The sequence below is a fragment of the Nocardiopsis coralli genome, from assembly GCF_014892575.1.
Classification (GTDB): Bacteria; Actinomycetota; Actinomycetes; order Streptosporangiales; family Streptosporangiaceae; genus Nocardiopsis; species Nocardiopsis coralli.
Window position 1 is genome coordinate 1 of sequence record NZ_JADBGI010000010.1, and the last position, 20,443, is coordinate 20,443.

Genomic DNA, 20,443 nt, shown 5'->3' on the forward strand with positions numbered 1-20,443 from the left:
CGACTCCACCGCACGCGCGATCCCGAAATCGATCACCCGGGGGCCGTCGGCAGCCAGCATGATGTTGTCCGGCTTCAGATCCCGGTGCACCACACCGGCTGCGTGGATGGCTGCCAGGGCGGTGGCCGTGTTGACGGCCAGCCGGTGCAGGTCGGTCCCGCGGCGGGGGCCTTCCTTGGCCACGGAGTCCTGGAGCGTGGGGCCGTCGATGTACTCGGTCGCGATCCAGGGCTCGTCCGCCTCGGGGTCGGCGTCCAGGATCGTGGCGATGCAGAACCCGCTCACCCGACGCGCCTGCTCGACCTCCGCGGTGAACCGGCGCCGCATGTCCGTGTCGCCCGCCCAACTCGCGTGCAACACCTTGACCGCGGCCTGCCGGCCCGAGGGGTCCTCACCCAGGAAGACCTCACCGAAACCGCCGCGGCCCAGCGAGCGCAGCAGCCGGAAGTCGCCCACGGTCCGCGCGTCCGGTCGCCCCGGATCCGCTCGGCTCTCCTCGTCCAGGGGTTCGTCCACGCCCGTCCCGTTCCTTGGTCGTCCTGCGGAAGGCACCCAGCCCGCACCCGGGGTCCGCGGGGCACTCCGGGGTGCGCGTGTCGGGGGCGGTGTGCCGGCGGACCCGTGCGGCGGCACGGGACGCGGGGACGGCCTCGCCCTACTGGGAGCGGCCTCCAGGTTAGCCACAGGGCGCGGGTGCCGGGGACGCCAGGGGCGCGCTGGGCCGGGGATCCGGGCCTCTCGGACCCGGCGCTCATCTTCGCGCGGTGGGCTCACCGCGCAGGATCCGCTCCACGAGGTCGTCGCGGAGCGATCCGTAACCGGTCGCCGACCACACACTCTCCTCGGCCGGGACCTCGTAGTAGGGCACCTGGCTCCCCTCGTGCTCGGCCGGGAGCACGGTGGGCCGCAGACGCCGTCCCACCGCACGGGCGCACTCGCTGCACAGCGGAACCTTGATCGTCCGGGTTCCGCCGAACTCTCGCCACTGGGTGGGCGCGGTGCCGGTGCCGTGCAGCGGGTTGGCGTAACAGGGGCGGCGCGGGGTACGCAGCCCCGCCAGGGCGTCCTCGGCGCGGTCCAGGAGCACGAGCACCCCGGCGGCGTCGGGCAGGTTGGGCCCCTCCGCGGCCATCCGGTCGAAGACCCGCGCGGCGGCGTCGCGGGCGTCGAGCGCGCGCGAGACCTGGCGCGGGGGCGCGGAGGTCTCCCCGTGCAGGCGCTCCCCGAGTTCGATGAGGTCGTTCTCGGCGCGTTCGACGAGGGACTCCAGTCGGGCCCGGTCGGCGTTGTCGAACGCGGCGTGCTGGGCCACGGGCGTGCTCGCGCGGTGCGTGCGGGCACGGACGACCAGGTACAGCGACAGGGCGAGGGCGAGCAGGGCCAGGAGCACGGCCCCGCCGAGCACCCACGGGGTCCACAGCAGTGTTCCCACCGGGGTCGAAGGGCTGCCGTTCTCCGCCTGGTGGGCCTCCATGGCCTCCTCGTAGGCGGCCTCGGGGTCGGGTGACAGGGCCGCCTCGACCGCCGTTTCCACCTGGTCGGGGATGGTGCGCTCCTCCCCGCCCATGTGGGTGTAGCTCGCGGCCATGGCCCCGTGCAGAGCGGGCCGGTCGCTCTCGCCGGGGGTGCCGCCCAGGTCCGTCCCGTCCAGGCCGCCGGTGCTGTTGTGCACCAGGTAGTGGCGTTCTCCCCCGCCCAGGCGGTCGTGCACGGCCGTGGCCAGGGACTCGGTCTCCCCGCCCCAGGCGTCGCCCTGGGTGAGCGGGACCACGACGACGTAGAGGTCGAGGCCGCTCTCCTCGATCTGCTCGGCGACCCGTGCGCGCACGTCCTCGGGGAAGGCGTCGTCGTAGGCCGGGTCGACGTGGACCGGGGAGCTCTCCAGGTGCTCGGCGATGCTCTGCGCCGGGCTCGCCCCGGTACCGGTCCCCTCCTCCGGTGCGTCGTCGGCGGAGGCCGGGGCGGCGGGGCCGGAGAGCAGGGCGGCCAGGAGCAGGGCCGGGGCCGCCGCGCGCGTCACCGCCCGTGCGCACCGTCGGGGGAAGCGGGGGTCAACGGGCACGGGTCGCCTCCAACAGCGTTCCGGTCATGCGTTCGGGGTCGTGGGCGCCGAAGCGGTGGCGGATCCAGGGTGACTTCGGCGCGGCCCGGTAGGGGTGCGCGGTGGTGCGGGATCTCAACCTCAGGACCCGTTCGCTCCGCACGGCGTCGCCGAGCCGTGCGCACTCCGCGCACAGGGGCGCCTTCCCTCCGGTGATGCGTGTGCGGCGGTGTTCGGCGGCGAAGGGGTGCAGGGGGTTGACCGTGCACGGTTCGGTCGAGGCCTCGGGGTCGTGCGCGGCGGTGAGGACCCGGCGGGCCAGGACCGCCGACCCGAGCAGGCCCAGCTCGTCGTCGGTGCACTCGGCGTACAGCAAGGCGATCTCGGCCTGGGGCATGAAGGCGTCCGGGACCTGTTCGGGACTGCGGTCGAGCAGGTCGCGCAGCCGGGCGGTCTCGCGGGCGGCGGTGCGGCGCAGGGCGCCCCGGCTCAGGACCGGGGAGGCGATCTGGCCGCGCTGCCTGCGCACCATGTACAGCCCCAAGGCCGCAAGGCCGACCGCGGCGGCGCCCAGGAGCGGTCCCACCACGAGCGCGCCGGGGACCAGGCCCTCGACCCAGTAGCGCTCGGAACGCGGCCCGGGCAGGATCGGGTCCGCGTCGGCGAAGGACGGCTCGAACCCATCGCCGGGGGTGAACTCCAGCTGGTCCATCTCGGCCACCGCCTGTTCCAGGGCCGCGGCCGGGGTGGTCTCCTCGATGAGGGTCGCGGCCGACCACAGGCTGTAGGCGTCGATCTCGAGCCCTTTCACGGAGGCGCCCACGTCGGGAGTCTCGACACCGGGGCCGACCACCAGGTAGACACCGTCCTCCTCGGCCACCGACGCGAGCGCGGCCGCCAGGACCTCCGCGTTGCCCTCGGTCTCGTCGTCCGTGGCCAGCGGTACCACCGCCGCGTACACGGGCACGGACGCTTCCTCGAGCCGGTCGGGCAGCTCGGTGAGGCCCTCACGGTCCATGCCCGCGAGCGGGTCGACGTGGAGGGGGCTCCCCGCGAACGTGGCGGCGATCCGCTCCACCCGGGCGGTCGAGGCCACGTAGGGCTCCTCGGTGCGCACGAGGTCCTCGGGGGAGACGACCTCGCTGCCGCCCGGGGGTTCGTTCACGGTGTAGGTGTAGGTCCCGACCACCGCCGCGGCGAAGGCCGTCAACGGCAGGAGCACGGCCGCGGAGGCAGGCCCGGGCCTGCCTCCGCTGCCGGCCCGCCAGGCCAGGACGCCGCCGATCACCAGCAGGGCCCCTCCGGCCGTGCCCACGAGCAGGCCGAGGTTCTCCGGGCCGTTGTTCGCGGTGGGGTGCAGCCCGGCCAGGAAACCGTCCTCGGCGTCGTCGGCCTCCACCGGCGGCGGTGCGTCGCCGGCCAGGCCCGCGGCCATGGTGCGGGCCACGTCGTGGGCGGGCACGCCGTACAGGTCGGCGTCGTACACGGCGGTGCGCGCGTCGTCCTCCGACAGGCCGACACCGTGGGTGAGCACCTCGGTGAACCCGCCCGAGGGAGGCAGGAGGACGTAGAGCCCGTCGGCCCCGAGCCGGTCGTGCACGGCGGGCAGGATCTCGTCCGTGCCTCCCGGTGACCCCGCGCCGACGAACGGGGTGACCACCACGTAGTAGGGCACACCGAGGGGCTCGAAGGCGGCGTGCACACCCTCGGCGAGCTCGTCGGGCGGCACAGTTCCGCCCGTGGCGCCGTCCACGACCACGGCGGCGTCCTCGGGCTCCTCGGCCAACAGTTCGGCGTAGTGCTCGGCGGGCGTGGGTGTGTGCTCGATCCCGTCGGCGGGTCCGTCGGGGGCGGTGTCGGCGACAGCGGCCGGGGCCGCCGCGAACAGCGCGAGCAAGGCCGCGGCCGACAGCGACAGGGCCGCGCAGACTGGGAAGAGGGGGCGGGAGGGAGGAGGGACAGGCGAGGGCATGAGCTGATATTAGGCCCATACCGCTCTCACCGGGACAGACGGTCCCGGATCTGTGGACAACGGTGGCGACCGAACGCAGAAGGCCCCGGCACCCGCTGCGGGATGCCGGGGCCGGAACGCCCGTGTGGCAGGGCCTTCCCTACCGGGTCAGCCCGTTCCGGTGACCGTCTCCGAGGAGCCGGCACCGTTCTCGTTCGCCCACTCGTGGCTGTGGTACCACCACGTGCCGTGTTCACCGGCGTAGGCACCCGTCTGGCTCTGCCACGCACCGTCCGGGCCGGCGCCGCTGGCCTCGGACCCGTAGTAGCTGTCGGCCATCGCCAGCGCCGGCGCCCCCAGCGCCAGTGCGGGGACGGCAGCGGCGACGACGGCCGCGCGGCGCAGCATCTTCTTGCCCATGTCGGTCGGTTTCCCCTCATCGGTGTCGGGGCCCTGCTCCGGCACACGGGGCCCGGTCCGCCGGTGGTCCCGTCTCGACCGCACCCCAGGAGTATGCCCCTCGTCTCAGGCCATGCTGCGCCCGGACGGTCCAACCCGAAACACACGACACCTCCATACTCCGCAAATTCGAACCATGACTGTGTGTAGGCGACCAAGGCGACGGGAAACGCCTCCCCTCCCCCGCCCACGTACACACCCTGCGCACGACGAAGGGACCGCCACCGTCGGTCGGACGGTGGCGGCCCCCGTGAACCGCGCGGCCCACCTGTTGGGTGGGGAGCGGAGCTCGAACCGCTACTTGGCGATCAGCTGGCGCAGCACGAACTGCAGGATGCCGCCGTTGCGGTAGTAGTCGGCCTCACCCGGGGTGTCGATGCGCACGTCGGCGTCGAACTCGACCCCGGTGTCGGTGGTGACCTTGACCGTGCTCGGGACACGGCCCTCGTTGAGCTCGGTCACGCCGGTGATGGAGAAGGTCTCCTCACCGGTCAGGCCCAGGGAGTCCGCCGAGTGCCCCTCGGGGAACTGCAGCGGCAGGACGCCCATGCCGATGAGGTTGGAGCGGTGGATGCGCTCGTAGGACTGGGTGATGACCGCGCGCACACCGAGCAGGCGGGTGCCCTTGGCGGCCCAGTCGCGCGAGGAGCCGGAACCGTACTCCTTGCCGCCCAGGACCACCAGCGGGGTGCCCTGCTCGGCGTAGTTCTGCGCGGCGTCGTAGATGAACGACACCGGGCCGTCGGCCTGGGTGAAGTCGCGGGTGTAGCCGCCCTCGGTGCCCGGCGCGAGCTGGTTGCGCAGGCGGATGTTGGCGAACGTCCCGCGGATCATCACCTCGTGGTTGCCGCGGCGCGAACCGTAGGAGTTGAAGTCGCGGCGCTCGACACCGTTGGCCTTGAGGTAGTCGGCGGCCGGGGTGCCGGGCTTGATCGCCGCGGCCGGCGAGATGTGGTCGGTGGTGACCGAGTCGCCCAGCTTGGCCAGGACACGCGCACCCGAGATGTCGGTGACCGGGTCCGGGGTCTGGCCCATGCCCTCGAAGTACGGGGGCTTGCGGACGTAGGTGGAGTCGTCCTCCCACTCGAAGGTGTTGCCGGTCGGCGTGGGCAGCGAGCGCCAGCGCTCGTCACCGGCGAACACGTCGGAGTAGGCCGACTCGTACATGTCGGAGGCGATGGAGTTGTCCATGACCTCCTGGATCTCCTCGGAGGTCGGCCAGATGTCGGCCAGGTAGACCGGCTCGCCGTCCTTGCCGATGCCCAGCGGCTCGGTGGTGATGTCGACGTCCATGGACCCGGCCAGGGCGTAGGCGACCACCAGCGGCGGCGAGGCCAGGTAGTTCATCTTGACGTCGGGGTTGATCCGGCCCTCGAAGTTGCGGTTGCCGGACAGCACCGAGGTCACGGCCAGGTCGTTGTCCTGGACGGCCTTGGAGATCTCCTCCGGCAGCGGGCCGGAGTTGCCGATGCAGGTGGTGCAGCCGTAACCGACCAGGTTGAAGCCCAGCTTGTCCAGGTACGGGGTCAGGCCGGAGCGCTCGTAGTAGTCGGTGACGACCTTCGAGCCCGGGGCCATGGAGGTCTTGACCCACGGCTTGCGGGACAGGCCCTTCTCGACCGCCTTCTTGGCCAGCAGAGCGGCGCCCAGCATGACCGAGGGGTTCGAGGTGTTGGTGCACGACGTGATCGCGGCGATGGTGACGGCGCCGTGGTCGATCTCGGTCTTGGTGCCGTCGGCCATGGTGACCTCGACCGGGCGGTGAGGACGGTTGCCGTTGACGTGCTGGGCCGGGGCGTCGGAGGCCGGGAAGGACTCCTCGTTGGCCTCGTCGACCTCGTCCTCGACGTAGTTGCGCACGTCGTGGCGCCAGGAGGTCTTGGCCTCGGACAGCGCGATGCGGTCCTGCGGGCGCTTGGGGCCGGCGATGGAGGGGACGACCTCGGACAGGTCGAGCTCCAGGTACTCGGAGTACTCGGCCTCGTTGGACGGGTCGTGCCAGAAGCCGTTGGCCTTGGCGTAGGACTCGACCAGCGCGACCTGCTCCTCGGAGCGGCCGGTCAGCTTCATGTACCGGATGCTCTCCTCGTCGACGGGGAACATCGCGGCGGTGGAGCCGAACTCGGGGCTCATGTTGCCGATGGTGGCGCGGTTGGCCAGCGGCACCGAGGAGACGCCGTCGCCGTAGAACTCGACGAACTTGCCGACGACGCCGTGCTCGCGCAGCATCTCGGTGATCGTGAGCACCAGGTCGGTGGCGGTCGTGCCGGGCTGGAGCTGGCCGGTGAGCTTGAAGCCGACCACGCGCGGGATGAGCATGGAGATCGGCTGGCCGAGCATGGCGGCCTCGGCCTCGATGCCGCCGACGCCCCAGCCGAGGATGCCCAGGCCGTTCTGCATCGTGGTGTGGGAGTCGGTGCCCACACAGGTGTCGGGGTAGGCCTGGCCGTTGCGGTTCATGGTCACGCGCGCCAGGTGCTCGATGTTGGCCTGGTGCACGATGCCGGTGCCGGGCGGGACGACCTTGAACTCGTCGAAGGCGGTCTGGCCCCACCGGAGGAACTTGTAGCGCTCGTAGTTGCGCTCGTACTCGATCTCGACGTTGCGCTCGAACGCGTCGGGGCTGCCGAAGAGGTCGACGACGACCGAGTGGTCGATGACCAGCTCGGCGGGGGCGAGCGGGTTGATCTTGTCCGCGTCGCCGCCCATCTCGTGCACGGCCTCGCGCATGGTCGCCAGGTCGACGACGCAGGGAACGCCGGTGAAGTCCTGCATGATCACCCGCGCGGGGGTGAACTGGATCTCCTGGTTCGGCTGGGCCTTCGGGTCCCAGTTGCCCAGGGCACGGATGTGGTCCGCGGTGACGTTCTGTCCGTCCTCCTTGCGCAGGAGGTTCTCGAGCAGAACCTTCAGGCTGTAAGGGAGTCGGTCGGAGCCCTCGACGGCGTCCAACCGGAAGATCTCGTACGACTCGTCGCCAACGCGCAACGTGTCACGTGCACCGAAGCTGTTCGTGGACACGGTGTCTGCCTCCTGATCTCGCCACTTTGTCCCCAGCATCCTGCCTCATCGGGCAGGCGCGGGACCTACTGAGGCCGCCCTTACCGGATGCCGCGGACCGGGGCCTCCGACTGCGGGGCCCGTCTCGGCACCAGCATCCACCAGTTCCGCTCTGACCTGCAACGACACCACTCGCCACAGGACAGGCGGCCCACGGATCCCGGGCGTCCACGATGGAGCGGGGCCGGGCGCCGCCAAGCGGTGAACTTCACACGCCCGAGCCGGATGCGGGCCGGGGGAGCCCCGCTGTTATCTTGATGTCAAGGTATCTGACTTGTATCTCGATATCAAGTTATCGGGTCCCTGCCGGGGACGGACGCCCGCCCCCGCACAGAGCTCATCCCACCTGCGGAGCGACCTGCTCTGCCACCAGCGCCAGGTGGTCCAGGTCGGACATGTCCAGGACCTGGAGGTAGAGGCACTCGGCCCCCGTCTCGGCGAACCGGCCGATCTTGTCCACCAGCTCGGCCGGGGTGCCCGCCAGGCCGTTGGCCCGCAGTTCCTCGGGGGCGCGGCCGATGCGCTCGGCCCTCCGTGCGATCTCGGCCTCGTCCCGGCCGGCGCAGAGCACCTGGGCGGCCGAGTAGACCATGGGCGCGGTGCGGCCGGAGCGGGCCACCGCGTCGCGGGTGCGGCCGAAGGCGGCCCCGGTCTCCTCCAGCGAGCAGAAGGGCACGTTGTACTCGTCGGCGAACGTGGCCGCCAGGCGCGGGGTGCGCTTGGGCCCGGTCCCGCCGATGACCACCGGCGGACGCGGCGCCTGCTCGGGTTTGGGCAGGGCCGGCCCCTCCGAGAGGCGGTAGTGCTTGCCCTCGTAGCGGAAGGACTCGCCCACGGGCGTGCCCCACAGGCCGGTGATGATGTCGAGCTGTTCCTCGTAGCGGTCGAAGCGCTCTCGGCCGGTGATCGGGAAGGGGATCCCGTAGGCGGCGTGTTCCTCCTCGTACCAGCCCGCACCGAACCCGAACTCGACACGGCCGCCGCTCATCCGGTCGACCTGGGCCACCGAGATGGCCAGAGGGCCGGGGTAGCGGAAGGTCGCGGCGGTCATGAGCGTGCCGAGCCGGATGCGGGAGGTCTCGCGGGCGAGCCCGGCGAGCGTGATCCAGGCGTCGGTGGGACCGGGGAGACCGTCGGTGTGGTCGCCCATGTGCAGGTAGTGGTCGGAACGGAAAAGGCCGTCGAAGCCGAGCTCCTCGGTGGCTCTGGCGACGGCGAGTTGGTCCTCGTAGGTGGCCCCTTGCTGGGGCTCGAGGAAGATCCTCAGACGCATGGGCCCCATCCTCGCCCACCTGTGCCCGGGGCGCCGAATCCGCCGCGCGTCCGGGGGTCTGCGCACGCGAGCGTGCGATGACCCCCGACACACCATCTTGCATTTGGCAAATATTTTACCAGGAAGAAAATAGGATGCACGAGTCGGCCCCGACCGGGGCGGCGCCCTCTCCCGGAGGTGGTGTTCTTGTCCCTGTCCCGCGTCTTCCTCACCGCCCCGGCAGCCCTCGTGGGCGCCGCAGCGCTCGCCCTGTTCCCGCTCGCCCCGGCCGCCGCCGACACCGCCTCAGAGGACGAGCCCGGTTTCCCGGCGAGCGCGGTCAGCACCCTGGTCCGCGTCGATCTGCCCGACGAGGACACACGCGGTTTCTGGGGACGGGTGCACGCCGAGTCCGAGCTGGGCGCGGAGCGTTCCTCGGCCGAGTTCGGTTCCGACCCCACCGGCATCACCCCCTATCTGGAGGTGGCCGGCCCCCAGCGCTCGCAGGTCGGCACCAGTGCCGAGGACAACGGGCGCGCCGAGGCACACACGTCGGCCGCCGGCATCGAGCTCTTCCCCACGGCCGCGGAGGAGGACCCCCTGCAGCCAAGGTCCCAGGAGCAACAGCCTTTGGTCGCGGTGAGCGGACTGCACACCTCCGTGGCCTGCGACTTCCACGGGAACCTGTCGTGGGAGCACGGCCTGGGCGGCAGCGGTTTCAGCGAGCAGGTCATCACCGTCCTGGGCACCCCCGTCCCGGCGGACGAACCCGAGGTCACCCAGACCGTCGAGGGCCCCGGCGGGGAGGACACCGAGGTCACCGTCACCACCACCGAACCCGACGGGGAGGACGCACGCGGCGGGACCGTGGGCACCACCGTCACCGCCGTCCAGGACGGAGAGATGCTCTTCGAGCTCACCCTGGGCCAGGTCAGCGTCGAGTGCGGCACCCCCGACGAGACCGCCGACGGCGGTGCGGGCACTGCCGTCCCTGCGGGCACCGGGTTCGCGGCCGGCGCGGACCAACGATCCGGTGGACTGCCTGCCGCCGACGGGGCCGAGGCGGCGGACGACAGCGCAGCCGGGGCGGTGACCGCCGACGACCGGGACGGGATCGGCCGCGACCAGTCCGCGGACGGGCCGCCCGGGCCCGGTACCTACCGCGAGGCCTCCGCCGAGGGCCTGCCCGTGACCGGGACGGCCGTGGCGGGTCTGGGAGCCGTCGGCGTGCTCGCGCTCCTCAGCGGAGGCGTCGCGCTGTACCTGGGCCGCCGGCGCAGCGCGCAGGGCGACGACGCGTGAGCGGCACCGACACACCCCGGGACGGCCGGATCCCGGCACAGACCGCGCCCGGGTCCGGCACCGGCCGGGACCGAGAGGCCCCGAACGGGTACATCCTGTACATGGAAGAGACCCCCCTGCTCCCGGAAGACCGTGCCAGACTCGTCGAGCTCCTCGCCCTCATGGACCCGGACCACGCCCGTGAGGTGGCCGAGTACCTCGGGATCGATCTCGAGGCGGAACCGGCCGAGGGCCACTGACCCCGCGTCCCGTGGCTCCTGTGACTGACCCCGCGTCCCGGGCTCGTGTGTGCCCGGGACATGCGCCCGCGCGGCGACGTTCCCCCTGACGGGAGGCCGGCCGGGGCTCAGCCCTGGTCGCGGTGGCGCGGTGCGGGGTTGAGCGGCTCCAGCACCGCCAGGCACTCCACGTGGTGGGTCATCGGGAAGGCGTCGAAGGCGCGCAGTTCCGTGAGCCGGTACTTGCGGCGCTCGAACTCGGCCAGGTCGCGGGCGAGCGTGGCCGGGTCGCAGGAGACGTAGGCGATCGCACGCGGGCGGGTGCCCGCGATCAGGTTCACCGCCTCCTTGCCCGCACCGGCCCGCGGCGGGTCCAGGGCGACGACGTCGGCGCGCACGTCGGCCCACTCGCGCAGCTGGGCCGTGGCGTCCCCCTGTTCGATCCGCACCTGCTCCAGGTCGCGCAAGTTGTACCGGGCGTCGCGCACGGCGTCGGCCCCGCTCTCCACGCCCATGGCGCGCCCCTCCGGGCCCACGGCCTCGGCGAGGAAGCGGGTGAACAGACCCGCACCGCAGAACAGGTCCAGGGCGGTCTCCCCCGGCTTCGGGCCCAGGGCGTCCAGGACGGCGTGGGTCAACACCCGCCCGGCCTCCGGGTGCACCTGCCAGAACCCGCCGGCGCTGACCCGGAACTCACGGCCGTCGACGTTCTCGCGCACACCCTTGCGACCGCGCACCTGCTGGATGCGGTTGCCCTTGAACCGGCGCAGCACCGCGCTGGACGCCTTGAGCTCGGGCAGCGTTCCGAGCTTGGCCTGCACGGGGTTGACGATGACGGCCCGGTCGGCGCGGGCGGCGGAGGCCACGGCCTCGACGTCACGCACACCGTTCCAGCGCACCTCGGGGATGCCGAGCTCGGTCACGCCGGGGTGGGCGATGAGGCAGCGGTCCACGGGCTCGACCTCGTGGGAGCGGTGGCGGCGCAGTCCGGCGTGGCCGTCCTCGTCGACGGAGAACCGCACGCGGGTGCGCCAGCCGAGCCCGTCGGGGGTGCCGGGCAGTTCTTCGACCTCGACCTCGCGCTCGATCCCGGCGATGCGGCGCAGCTGTTCGGTGACCACACGGCCCTTGAGCCGGCGCTGGGACTCCGGTGAGGCGTGCTGCCAGTCGCAGCCGCCGCACTTGCCGGGGCCGGCGAAGGCGCAGGGGGCCTCGACCCGGTCCGGGGAGGCCTCGAGCACGTCCACGGCGTCGCCGCGCAGGAAGCGGCTGGTCTCCTCGGTCACGCGCACACGCACCCGCTCACCGGGCAGGGTGTGGCGCACGAAGACGACCTGGTCGTCGTGGCGGCCCACACACCACCCTCCGTGGGCGACGTCGTCGACGGTCAGTTCGAGCTCGGTACCCACACGGGTCATGGCGGTGTCCTTCGATGGTCGGGGCAGGTACGGGTGACCCTGCGCGCACAGCCACCATCCGTGCCCAATCTACCGTCCCGCCGGGGCCCGCCCGGACGTGCGGAAGCCGCCCCGGGGGTGGGCCGCCGCACGTGCTATGGGGATCTGTGCCAGGGTGTGTCGTTGAGGGCACGGATCGATCGTTCAGGGTGCCCGGTGAGGGTATTTCGACAGGAGTGCGGGCCAGATGCACATCGTGATCATGGGGTGCGGCCGAGTGGGGTCCACTCTCGCGCACACGCTGGTGGACCTCGGACACACGGTCGCGGTGATCGACCAGGACCCCGACGCCTTCCGGAGGCTGCGCAGCAACGTCGCCAAACACGCGGTGCGCGGTGTGGGCCACGACCGCGAGGTGCTGCAGACGGCCGGGATCGACCGGGCGTCGGCGTTCGCGGCGGTCAGCAACGGCGACAACTCCAACATCATCGCCGCCCGGGTGGCACGCGAGACGTTCGGTGTCGAGCACGTGGCCGCCCGCATCTACGACCCGCGGCGCGCGGCGGTCTACCAGCGCCTGGGGATCCCGACGGTGGCGACGGTCCGGTGGACCGCGGACGCGATCCTGCGCCGCATGGTCCCCGGCGACGCCCAGCTGGCCACGGAACCGGAGTGGCAGGACGCCTCCGGCACGCTGGCGATGCGCGAGACGACCCTGCCCGAGGCCTGGGCCGGGCGCACCATCGCCGAACTGGAACAGGGCCGGGGCCTGCGGGTGGTGTACGTGACACGCAGCGGCCGGATCCTGCTGGCCGGGTCCGACGAGGTGTTGCAGAGCGGCGACGTCCTGCACATGGCCGCCCGCCCCCGGGACCTGCGTGCCCTGCCCGAACGGCTCGCCGACGAGACGGAGCGTGGTTGAGATGCGGATCGCGATCGCGGGGGCGGGGAGCGTCGGGCGCTCCATCGCCACGGAACTGGCCGGCAGCGGACACGACGTGCTGCTCATCGACCGGGACACCCGGCGCATCGGCGTCGACGACATGCCCCAGGTGGAGTGGCTACTGGCCGACGCGTGCGAGCTGGCGACGCTGGAGGACGCACGTCTGGGCGACTTCGACGTGGTCATCGCCGCCAGCAGCGACGACAAGGTCAACCTGGTGGTGTCGTTGCTGGCCAAGACCGAGTTCGGCGTCGAGCGGGTGATCGCACGCATCAACGAGCCCGGCAACGAGTGGCTCTTCGACGACTCCTGGGGTGTGGACCTGGCGGTCTCTCCCCCACGCCTGATCGCCGACCTGGTCGAGGGTGTACCGGAGGAGGACCCGGAGGACGAGGGCACACGCCCGCCGCTCCCGGGCGCGGAGATCGCCGAGACGGTGCTCCCCGCGCACAGCCCCTTCGCGGGCCGCCCGGAGTCGGAACTGACGGCGGTGCTGCCCGAGGGCGTCGCGCTGGTCGCGGTGCTGGCCTCCGGCGGGACGGTGCGCCCGCCCGAGCCGTCCCGGGAACTGGCCGTGGGCAACACGGTGGTCTTCCTCGCCGCCCCCGAGGCCCTGGGCACCCTGGAGGAGCTCCTCGGCCACGCCGACGACGACCTCTGACGGAGCCCGCGCAGAACGGCCCCGGTCCGAAGGGATCCGGGGCCGTGCGTGTGCCGGGAGGTCAGGGGGCGTCGGGGCGGGTGCGCTCCCCGGCCGGTTCCTGGTCCTGGTCCGAGCTCTGGCCCCGGTCCAGTGGGGTGCGGCCGCGCGCGAGCACCCACACCATCCCGGCGAACGCGGCGACCTGCAGGGGCCAGCCCATGGCGACCTTGGACAGCCCCAGGAGCGCGAAGGTGTCGGCCCATTCGTAACGGTCGGCGAGCCACAGCGGGTACTGGACGAGCACCCGGATCACACACGGCAGCACCAGGAGCCAGGTCAGGCGCGAGGCGAGCGTGACCACGGCGGGGTTGGCACGCCAGGAGGTGAAGTCCTCCTTGTCCCCGATGAAGGGGCCGATCATCAGACCGATCGCGGGCCAGCGGATCAGCACCGTGATCGACAGGACCACCGCGTACACGGCGTTGTAGATGATGCCGGGCAGGAACGCGTCGGCGGCATTCCCGCTGCGCATCGCGAACAGCGCGGCGATGCCGATGCCGAACAGGCTCGTGATGACGTACTGGGGCGAGGAGCGCTGCACCAGGCGGATCGCGCCCAGGAGCAGGGCCACGACCACGGCCGCGGTGATCGACTGCCCGAGCTCGCTGGTGATGACGTAGCCGAGGGTGAAGGTCAGGGTGGGCACGGCGGCCTCGACCATGCCGCGTTTGCCGCCCAACGCCTTGGACAGCTGTGAGCGGACCAGGGCCTCGACGGTGTCCTCGGTGACCCGGGGGGTCTCGCGGGCGCCGTCCTGGTCGTCCGCCGGCGAGGCGGGCTCCTCGGCGGCCCGATGCTGCTCAGTCATCCTGCTCCTGGTCCGGTCTCGCATGCCTGCGGCGCGGTCGCACCCGCTCTCGCGACCCAGCCTATGCCACGTGTCACCCTGCGCATCGGGCGCCGGAGCAGCCGGTGACGGGCAGCGGCCCCGGTTCGCCCGCTTTGATCCCCGGTTGTCGCGTGCGGCTTCTCACCGCTTTCCGTGCACCGGCGCTTTCCGTACGCTGGCGGCCACACCCGCCGTCGCGAGGAGACCGCATGAGGCTGAGCACCGCACCCCGGACCGACCACCTGGCGTTCGCAGCCGCTGTGGACCGGGTCCTCACCCGGACCGGGGGCTCGCACGTGTGGTCTCCCTACTCGGTGGCCACGGTGCTGTCCCTGTTGGCCTCGGGCGCACGCGAGCGCACCCGTGAACAGCTGGTCGCCCTGGTCGGAGAGGATCTGCGCGGACACCTGGAGGCGCTCGACGACGCCGCGGCGCCGGAGGAGGGGCTGGAGCTGTCCGCCCTCAACGGCCTCTATCCGCACCAGGACCTGCCGCTGCGCCCGGGGTTCGAGGAGCTCGTGCGCGCACGGGTCGCGGCCGAGGTCGAACCGGCCGACTTCCGCGGCGACGCCGAGGGCGTGCGCAAGCGCATCAACGAACGGGTCTCCCGGGTGACCCACGGCCTGATCGACGAACTCCTGCCCGCGGGCACCATCCACTCCGACGTGCGGTTCCTCCTGGTCAACGCGTTGTGGGTGACCATGGCCTGGACCCGCCCGTTCGAGTCCGACCTGACGTCGCAGCGCCCCTTCCGCGCCCCGGGCGGGCGGCGCAAGGTGGCGACCATGCACCGCACCGAACGCCTGCCGTACGCCCGTGCCCGCGGGTGGTCGATGGTGAGCCTCGAGGGCGGGCACGAGCTGTCCCTGGACCTGTTCCTGGCCGACGACGAGGCCTCCACCCCGCCGCCGTTGGGCGCCGACGACCTGGGGGCGCTCTACGCGGGCCGCAAGCAGCAGCAGGTCGAGCTGGCCCTGCCCCGGTTCTCGGTGGAGACCGACACTTCGCTCCTGGAACCCCTGGGCGAGCTGGGTGTGCGCGACGCCGCCTCCGACCTGGCCCGGTTCGACGGCATCAGCGAGGCGCCGCTGAAGGTCGACGCGATGCTGCACCAGTCGGTGCTCCGGGTGGACGAGAAGGGCGCCGAGGGGGCCGCGGCCACCGCGGCGGTGATGGTGATGTCGGCGGCGGTCCCGACCCGTCCGGTGCGTTTCACCGCCGACCGTCCGTTCGTGTTCGCGCTGCGCCGCCGCGGGGCCCTGCTGTTCCTGGGACGGGTGAGCGATCCGGTCGACCCGGGTCCGGCTGAGTGAGGCGCGGCTCCCCGGGCCTCAGGTGTCGAAGACCTCGAACCCGGTGGCCAACGGGACCCCGGCCCAGCGCCCGGCCTCGACCGCCGCTTCGGCCAGGAACGTGCGGTGGTCCCAGCCTTCCAGGGCACCCATGTAGACCTCGTGTGCGTCGAGGGAGGCCACCCCGGCCGCGAGGTCCTCCTCCGCCAGTTCGACGTAGTGCGTGGACTCCGGCGCCGAACCGAACGCCGCGAACCGCACCCCCTGCCACGGTTCCAGGCCCTCGGCGAGCTGGTCGCGGAAGACCCACCGGTTGGCGGCATCGCGCACGGCGTCCAGGAGTGCGGGGCCCAGGACCCGGTGGTCGGCGTGGTTGAAGAACGAGGCGCCTCCGAACTTCTCCCGGAAGTTGATGGAGACCACCACGTCGGGTCGGTGCCGGCGGATCGCCGCGGCGAGCGCCCAGCGCAGGGGCAGTCCGTACTCGAGGGTGCCGTCGGAGAAGTCGAGGAACTCCACCGCCGAGGCGCCGACCACCGCAGCGGAGGCGCGCTGCTCGGCCATCCGGACCTCGGCGCACTCGGCGGGGGCGAGGGTGTCGATGCCCGCCTCGCCCTTGGTGACGAGCAGTTCCACGACGTCCTTGCCCTGCCGGGTCCACCGGGCCAGGGCGGAGGAGGCGCCGAACTCCAGGTCGTCGGGGTGGGCCACCACGGCCAGGGCGCGATGCCAATCCTCCGGCAGGGGCCGGGGGGCGCTGTCTTCCGTGCTCGCGTTCATGTCCCCGAGCCTACGGACACCGGCGCTCCCCCGACAGGACCCGGCCCCGTCAGGTGCTCGGGGGCTGCTCGCCGGCCGACCCGGATTCGGGCGAACCGTTCGGGGAACGGCCTGCGTTGCCCTTCTGCGCCGCGCGCTGCTTGGCGGCCTCGGACATCTTGTCCTGGATCTCCTTGGGCACGACGATGGGCAGCATCTCGCTGGGCGGCGCGGGCTGGTCGCCGCGCGCCACGACGATGCCGGCGAACATGCGCTCCGCCTCGGCCATCATCTCGGGCTTGGAGGCGCCCTCACCGCGCACGACCCCGCGCAGCACCCAGCGCGGGCCGTCCACGCCGATGAAGCGCACGCGCTGGCCCATCTGCTTGCCCTCTTCGTTGGTGCGGCCCTTGACCGGCACCAGGGCGCGCAGCTCCGCACCGAAGGGGCCCTCGTGGTCCTCCACGCGGCCGCCCTGCTGGGTGACCTGCCCGCGCAGTTCCTCGCGCATCTCGTCCCAGAGCCCGGAGGACTTGGGCGCGGCGAAGGGCTGCACCTGGAGCGAGGTGCGGCCCCGCACCAGAGTGATGCCGATGACGCGCTGCTTGCCCTGCTTGTCCTGCGCGACGTTGACCTGGATGTCGGTGCCCTGTTCCATGGGCACCTGCATGCTCCCGAGGTCCATGCGGTTGGCCTCGGGGGCGTCCTCGCTCTCGTCCCAGGGGCCGGTCGCGCGGTGGCGGTCGACGTCCTTGGCCGGCTGGGCCTTGGGCGCCTCGGGTGTGATCTCGTTGTCGAAGGAGACGGCGCCCGCAGCGCCCTCCTTCTTCACGGGGCTCGACCCGGATTCCGGTGCGGCCCCTCTGTCGGTCTCCTGGTCCTTCTTCTTACGGCGTCCGAACACGCCCTCACCTCTCCAGCTCTCAGGTCGGACCCGGCTGGTCACCGGGGTTGGCCTCTGCGACGGCGTGCCGTGCGGCCGCCGGCCGGGGCCTGGGGGAACCGTCAGCTCTGTGCGGCGTGTCCCCCGGTCGATCCGAAACCGCCCGCGCCCCGCTCGGTGTCGGGCAGGGCGTCGGCCTCGACGAACTCGGCCCGCTCCACGCGCTGGACCACCAGCTGGGCGATCCGGTCCCCCCGTTCGAACTTGACGGGGGCGTGCGCGTCGGTGTTGAGCAGAGTCACGCGGATCTCTCCCCGGTAACCGGCGTCGACGGTGCCGGGCGCGTTGACGATCGTGACGCCGTGGCGCGCGGCAAGGCCGGAGCGCGGGTGGACGAAGGCCGCGTACCCCCGGGGCAACGCGATGGCCAGACCGGTGGGCAGGGTGGTCCGCTCCCCCGGTTCGAGGACGGCGTCCACGGTCGTGCGCAGGTCGGCGCCGGCGTCACCGTCGTGGGCGTACTCGGGGAGGGGGAGGCCGGGGTCGATCCGGTGGACCGTGATCGGGATCCGACCCTCTTCCATGGATGTGGTACTCACATTCGCCGAGCCTATCGTTCCCGGCACAGCGGGCCGGGGCAGCGAAGGGGCCGGGTCGACGGCGGCCGACCCGGCCCTCGGGGACCGTTACTGCTGTTCCTCGGGCTCGGGCAGGGTCACCTCGACGGTGAGCTCCTTGCCCTCGACCGGCTCCAGGTCGATGGCGGCGGCGCGGCCCGCGGCGGACAGGTCCCCCACGGCCGAACGCACGGCCTCGACACGGTCGCCGGCCACCCGCACACGCTCGACCTCGGCGCGCATCGACAGCTTGGCCTCGGACTTGGCGCGGCGCACGTCGCGCAGCACCTCGGCGGTCACGGCGAGCACGGCCGGGTCGCCGTCGGCGGCCACGGTGCGGTACTCGGCGGCGGAGGGCCAGGCCTGTCCGTGCACAGAGCCGTCCTGCCACCAGCTCCAGACCTCTTCGGTCACGAAGGGCAGGAACGGCGCGAAGAGGCGGTGCAGCGCGCCCAGGGCGATGAGCAGGGCCGAACGGGCCGAGGCGCCCTCGGGCGACTCGGTGTCGTAGGCGCGGGCCTTGACCAGCTCCAGGTAGTCGTCGCAGAAGTCCCAGAAGAAGCGCTCGGTGCGCTCCAGGGCCCGGGTGTGGTCGAAGTTGGCGAAGGCCGTGCCGGCCTCCTCGACGACCTCGGCCAGGGCGGCGAGCATCGCGCGGTCCAGGGGTTCGGTGACCTGGGCCGGGTCGGATGCGGCGCCCTCGCCCGCGACCGACATGACGAACTTGCTGGCGTTGAGGATCTTGATGGACAGGCGGCGCCCGACCTTCATCTGACCCTCGTCCAGCGCCGTGTCGGTGCCCAGGCGGCCGTTGGCGGCCCAGTAGCGCACCGCGTCGGAGCTGTACTTCTCCAGCATCGCGATGGGCGTGACGACGTTGCCCTTGGACTTGGACATCTTCTTGCGGTCCGGGTCCAGGATCCAGCCGGAGATGCCGGTGGTGGACCAGGGCAGCGAGCCGTTCTCCAGGTGGGCGCGCACGACCGTGGAGAACAGCCACGTGCGGATGATGTCCTGGCCCTGGGGGCGGAAGTCCATCGGGAAGACGCGCTCGAACAGGTCCTGGTCGCGTTCCCAGCCGGAGGCGATCTGCGGCGAGAGCGAGGAGGTCGCCCAGGTGTCCATGACGTCGGGGTCGCCGGTGAACCCGCCCGGAAGGCCGCGCTGGTCCTCGGTGTAACCGTCCGGGGCCTGCGAGCTCGGGTCGACCGGGAGCTGGTCCTCGGCCGGGACGAGCGGCTCGTCGTAGCGGGGGTTGCCGTCGCCGTCGAGCGGATACCAGACGGGGAAGGGCACGCCGAAGAAGCGCTGGCGGCTGATGAGCCAGTCGCTGTTGAGGCCCTCGACCCAGTTCTCGTAACGCTGGCGCATGTGGTCGGGGTGCCAGACGAGCTCGCGTCCGCGCTCGAGCAGCTCGTCGCGCAGGTCCTCGTCACGGCCGCCGTTGCGGATGTACCACTGGCGGGTGGTGACGACCTCGAGGGGCTTGTCGCCCTTCTCGTAGAACTTGACCGGGTGCGTGATGGGCGTGGGCTCGCCGACGAGGTCGCCGCTCTCCCCCAGCATCCCGACCATGCGCTCGCGGGCGGTGTGCACGGTGGCCCCGACGAGCTTGTCGTAGGCCTCGCGGGCGGCGCCCTCGCGCAGGCCCTGCGGGGCGTCGGCCATGATGCGCCCGTCCCAGCCGATGATCGGACGGGTCTCGAGCTGGAGCTCGCGCCACCAGGTGACGTCGGTCGTGTCACCGAAGGTGCAGATCATCGCGATGCCGGACCCCTTCTCGGGGTCGGCGAGGCGGTGCGCCTTCACCGGGACCTCGACACCGAAGACCGGCGTGGTCACGGTGCTGCCGAAGAGGTCCTGGTAGCGCTCGTCGTCGGGGTGGGCGACCAGGGCCACGCACGCCGGGAGCAGTTCGGGACGGGTGGTCTCGATGTGCACCGGGCTGCCGTCGGCCTTGTGGAAGGCGACCTTGTGGTAGGCGCTGGGGCGCTCGCGGTCCTCGAGCTCGGCCTGGGCGACGGCGGTACGGAAGGTGACGTCCCACAGGGTGGGCGCCTCGGCCATGTAGGCCTCACCGCGTGCCAGGTTGCGCAGGAACGCACGCTGGGCGGCGGCGCGGGAGGTGTCGTCGATGGTGGCGTAGGTGTGCCGCCAGTCCACGCTCAACCCGAGGCGGCGCCAGATCGACTCGAAGACCTTCTCGTCCTCGGCGGTGAGGATGTCGCAGAGCTCGATGAAGTTGCGGCGCGAGATCGGGATCTGCCGCTTGGGGTCGGGCTTGGCCGGGGGCTGGAAGTCCGGGTCGTAGGGGATCGACGGGTCGCAGCGCACGCCGTAGTAGTTCTGGACGCGACGCTCGGTCGGCAGTCCGTTGTCGTCCCAGCCCATCGGGTAGAAGACGGCCTTGCCGTTCATGCGCTGGAAACGCGCCACGGTGTCGGTGTGGGTGTAGGAGAACACGTGACCGATGTGCAGCGACCCCGAGACCGTGGGCGGAGGGGTGTCGATGGAGAAGACGTCCTCGCGGCCGGCGGTGCGGTCGAAGTGGTAGACGCCGGACTCATCCCATACGTCGACCCACTTCGCCTCGATACCGTCCAGCGAAGGCTTGTCGGGCATGCGGAAGGAATGAGAGCGGTTGGTCATGCGCCAATATTAGGCCCTGTTCGGCGGGCACTCGACCGGCTTCGCAAGGCTCGGGCGGTGAAAAAGCGCCGCGCTTTCCCCGGGGCTC

At 72.1% G+C, this 20,443-nt stretch carries 17 protein-coding genes; 5 read left to right on the plus strand and 12 right to left on the minus strand.

The genetic code is table 11. The features are described from left to right. From IDM40_RS12810 to IDM40_RS12835, 6 genes are all read right to left on the minus strand, one after another. A partial coding sequence (locus IDM40_RS12810; RefSeq protein WP_193122218.1) for a protein kinase domain-containing protein occupies window positions 1-516 on the minus strand: 516 nt, incomplete at its 3' end. 235 nt (window positions 517-751) lie between these two features. Further along, window positions 752-2,062, minus strand: a complete 1,311-nt coding sequence (locus IDM40_RS12815; protein WP_328807012.1) for a hypothetical protein — start codon at window positions 2,060-2,062, stop codon at window positions 752-754. Next, window positions 2,052-4,013, minus strand: a complete 1,962-nt coding sequence (locus tag IDM40_RS12820; protein ID WP_193122219.1) for a hypothetical protein — start codon at window positions 4,011-4,013, stop codon at window positions 2,052-2,054. Before IDM40_RS12820 ends, IDM40_RS12815 begins: the two co-directional genes overlap by 11 nt. 147 nt (window positions 4,014-4,160) lie before the next feature. After that, window positions 4,161-4,412, minus strand: a complete 252-nt coding sequence (locus IDM40_RS12825) for a hypothetical protein (protein ID WP_193122220.1) — start codon at window positions 4,410-4,412, stop codon at window positions 4,161-4,163. A gap of 336 nt (window positions 4,413-4,748) precedes the next feature. Next, window positions 4,749-7,472 carry an aconitate hydratase AcnA gene (gene acnA / locus IDM40_RS12830; RefSeq protein WP_328807013.1) on the minus strand — a complete coding sequence of 908 codons (2,724 nt, stop codon included), beginning with the start codon at window positions 7,470-7,472 and terminating at the stop codon, window positions 4,749-4,751. Window positions 7,473-7,848: 376 nt separating this feature from the next. Then, window positions 7,849-8,784, minus strand: coding sequence for an LLM class F420-dependent oxidoreductase (locus IDM40_RS12835; RefSeq protein WP_193122222.1), 936 nt, complete (start codon window positions 8,782-8,784; stop codon window positions 7,849-7,851). Window positions 8,785-8,964: 180 nt separating this feature from the next. On the opposite strand from IDM40_RS12835, the gene IDM40_RS12840 reads away from it, so the two are divergent. Then, entirely contained in the window at window positions 8,965-10,065 is a 1,101-nt protein-coding gene (locus IDM40_RS12840; protein WP_328807017.1) for a hypothetical protein, read from the plus strand. Between the two features lie 101 nt (window positions 10,066-10,166). Further along, window positions 10,167-10,304, plus strand: a complete 138-nt coding sequence (locus IDM40_RS12845) for a hypothetical protein (RefSeq protein ID WP_193122224.1) — start codon at window positions 10,167-10,169, stop codon at window positions 10,302-10,304. A 107-nt stretch (window positions 10,305-10,411) separates the two neighbouring features. On the opposite strand, the gene IDM40_RS12850 is transcribed toward IDM40_RS12845, so the two are convergent. Continuing rightward, complete coding sequence (locus IDM40_RS12850) at window positions 10,412-11,701, minus strand: class I SAM-dependent RNA methyltransferase (protein WP_193122225.1); 1,290 nt, start codon at window positions 11,699-11,701, stop codon at window positions 10,412-10,414. 226 nt (window positions 11,702-11,927) lie between these two features. Here IDM40_RS12850 and IDM40_RS12855 point away from each other — a divergent pair, with 226 nt between their 5' ends. Both IDM40_RS12855 and IDM40_RS12860 read left to right on the plus strand, forming a co-directional pair. Continuing rightward, window positions 11,928-12,602: a potassium channel family protein gene (locus tag IDM40_RS12855; protein ID WP_193122226.1), complete on the plus strand. Its 675-nt coding sequence runs from the start codon at window positions 11,928-11,930 to the stop codon at window positions 12,600-12,602. Beyond that, a complete protein-coding gene (locus IDM40_RS12860) occupies window positions 12,595-13,284 on the plus strand; it encodes a potassium channel family protein (protein ID WP_193122227.1) in 690 nt (229 codons plus the stop codon). Before IDM40_RS12855 ends, IDM40_RS12860 begins: the two co-directional genes overlap by 8 nt. A 61-nt stretch (window positions 13,285-13,345) precedes the next feature. Here the strand turns inward: IDM40_RS12860 and IDM40_RS12865 are convergent, their stop codons facing one another. After that, complete coding sequence (locus IDM40_RS12865; protein WP_193122228.1) at window positions 13,346-14,134, minus strand: DUF3159 domain-containing protein; 789 nt, start codon at window positions 14,132-14,134, stop codon at window positions 13,346-13,348. A gap of 230 nt (window positions 14,135-14,364) precedes the next feature. Between IDM40_RS12865 and IDM40_RS12870 the strand changes: the two genes are divergently transcribed. Continuing rightward, window positions 14,365-15,468, plus strand: a complete 1,104-nt coding sequence (locus IDM40_RS12870; RefSeq protein ID WP_193122229.1) for a serpin family protein — start codon at window positions 14,365-14,367, stop codon at window positions 15,466-15,468. An 18-nt stretch (window positions 15,469-15,486) separates the two neighbouring features. On the opposite strand, the gene IDM40_RS12875 is transcribed toward IDM40_RS12870, so the two are convergent. The 4 genes from IDM40_RS12875 to valS form a co-directional block, all read right to left on the minus strand. Then, the gene (locus tag IDM40_RS12875; protein ID WP_193122230.1) at window positions 15,487-16,227 is read right to left on the minus strand and encodes a PIG-L deacetylase family protein; all 741 of its coding nucleotides are present in this window, start codon (window positions 16,225-16,227) and stop codon (window positions 15,487-15,489) included. Window positions 16,228-16,276: 49 nt separating this feature from the next. Then, window positions 16,277-17,110, minus strand: coding sequence for a DUF3710 domain-containing protein (locus IDM40_RS12880; protein WP_193122231.1), 834 nt, complete (start codon window positions 17,108-17,110; stop codon window positions 16,277-16,279). Window positions 17,111-17,211: 101 nt separating this feature from the next. Then, complete coding sequence (dut, locus tag IDM40_RS12885; RefSeq protein ID WP_193122392.1) at window positions 17,212-17,673, minus strand: dUTP diphosphatase; 462 nt, start codon at window positions 17,671-17,673, stop codon at window positions 17,212-17,214. 102 nt (window positions 17,674-17,775) lie between these two features. Then, entirely contained in the window at window positions 17,776-20,355 is a 2,580-nt protein-coding gene (valS, locus tag IDM40_RS12890; protein WP_193122232.1) for a valine--tRNA ligase, read from the minus strand. Window positions 20,356-20,443 lie beyond the last annotated feature (88 nt).

What these genes read in the sequence shown, in the direction of transcription:
- IDM40_RS12820 (WP_193122219.1), bottom strand. Translation starts at nt 4,013, where the DNA reads ATGCCCTCGCCTGTCCCTCCTCCCTCCCGCCCCCTCTTCCCAGTCTGC.
- IDM40_RS12825 (WP_193122220.1), bottom strand. Translation starts at nt 4,412, where the DNA reads ATGGGCAAGAAGATGCTGCGCCGCGCGGCCGTCGTCGCCGCTGCCGTC.
- IDM40_RS12835 (WP_193122222.1), bottom strand. Translation starts at nt 8,784, where the DNA reads ATGCGTCTGAGGATCTTCCTCGAGCCCCAGCAAGGGGCCACCTACGAG.
- IDM40_RS12845 (WP_193122224.1), top strand. Translation starts at nt 10,167, where the DNA reads ATGGAAGAGACCCCCCTGCTCCCGGAAGACCGTGCCAGACTCGTCGAG.
- IDM40_RS12850 (WP_193122225.1), bottom strand. Translation starts at nt 11,701, where the DNA reads ATGACCCGTGTGGGTACCGAGCTCGAACTGACCGTCGACGACGTCGCC.
- IDM40_RS12855 (WP_193122226.1), top strand. Translation starts at nt 11,928, where the DNA reads ATGCACATCGTGATCATGGGGTGCGGCCGAGTGGGGTCCACTCTCGCG.
- IDM40_RS12865 (WP_193122228.1), bottom strand. Translation starts at nt 14,134, where the DNA reads ATGACTGAGCAGCATCGGGCCGCCGAGGAGCCCGCCTCGCCGGCGGAC.
- IDM40_RS12870 (WP_193122229.1), top strand. Translation starts at nt 14,365, where the DNA reads ATGAGGCTGAGCACCGCACCCCGGACCGACCACCTGGCGTTCGCAGCC.
- IDM40_RS12875 (WP_193122230.1), bottom strand. Translation starts at nt 16,227, where the DNA reads ATGAACGCGAGCACGGAAGACAGCGCCCCCCGGCCCCTGCCGGAGGAT.
- dut (WP_193122392.1), bottom strand. Translation starts at nt 17,673, where the DNA reads ATGGAAGAGGGTCGGATCCCGATCACGGTCCACCGGATCGACCCCGGC.
- valS (WP_193122232.1), bottom strand. Translation starts at nt 20,355, where the DNA reads ATGACCAACCGCTCTCATTCCTTCCGCATGCCCGACAAGCCTTCGCTG.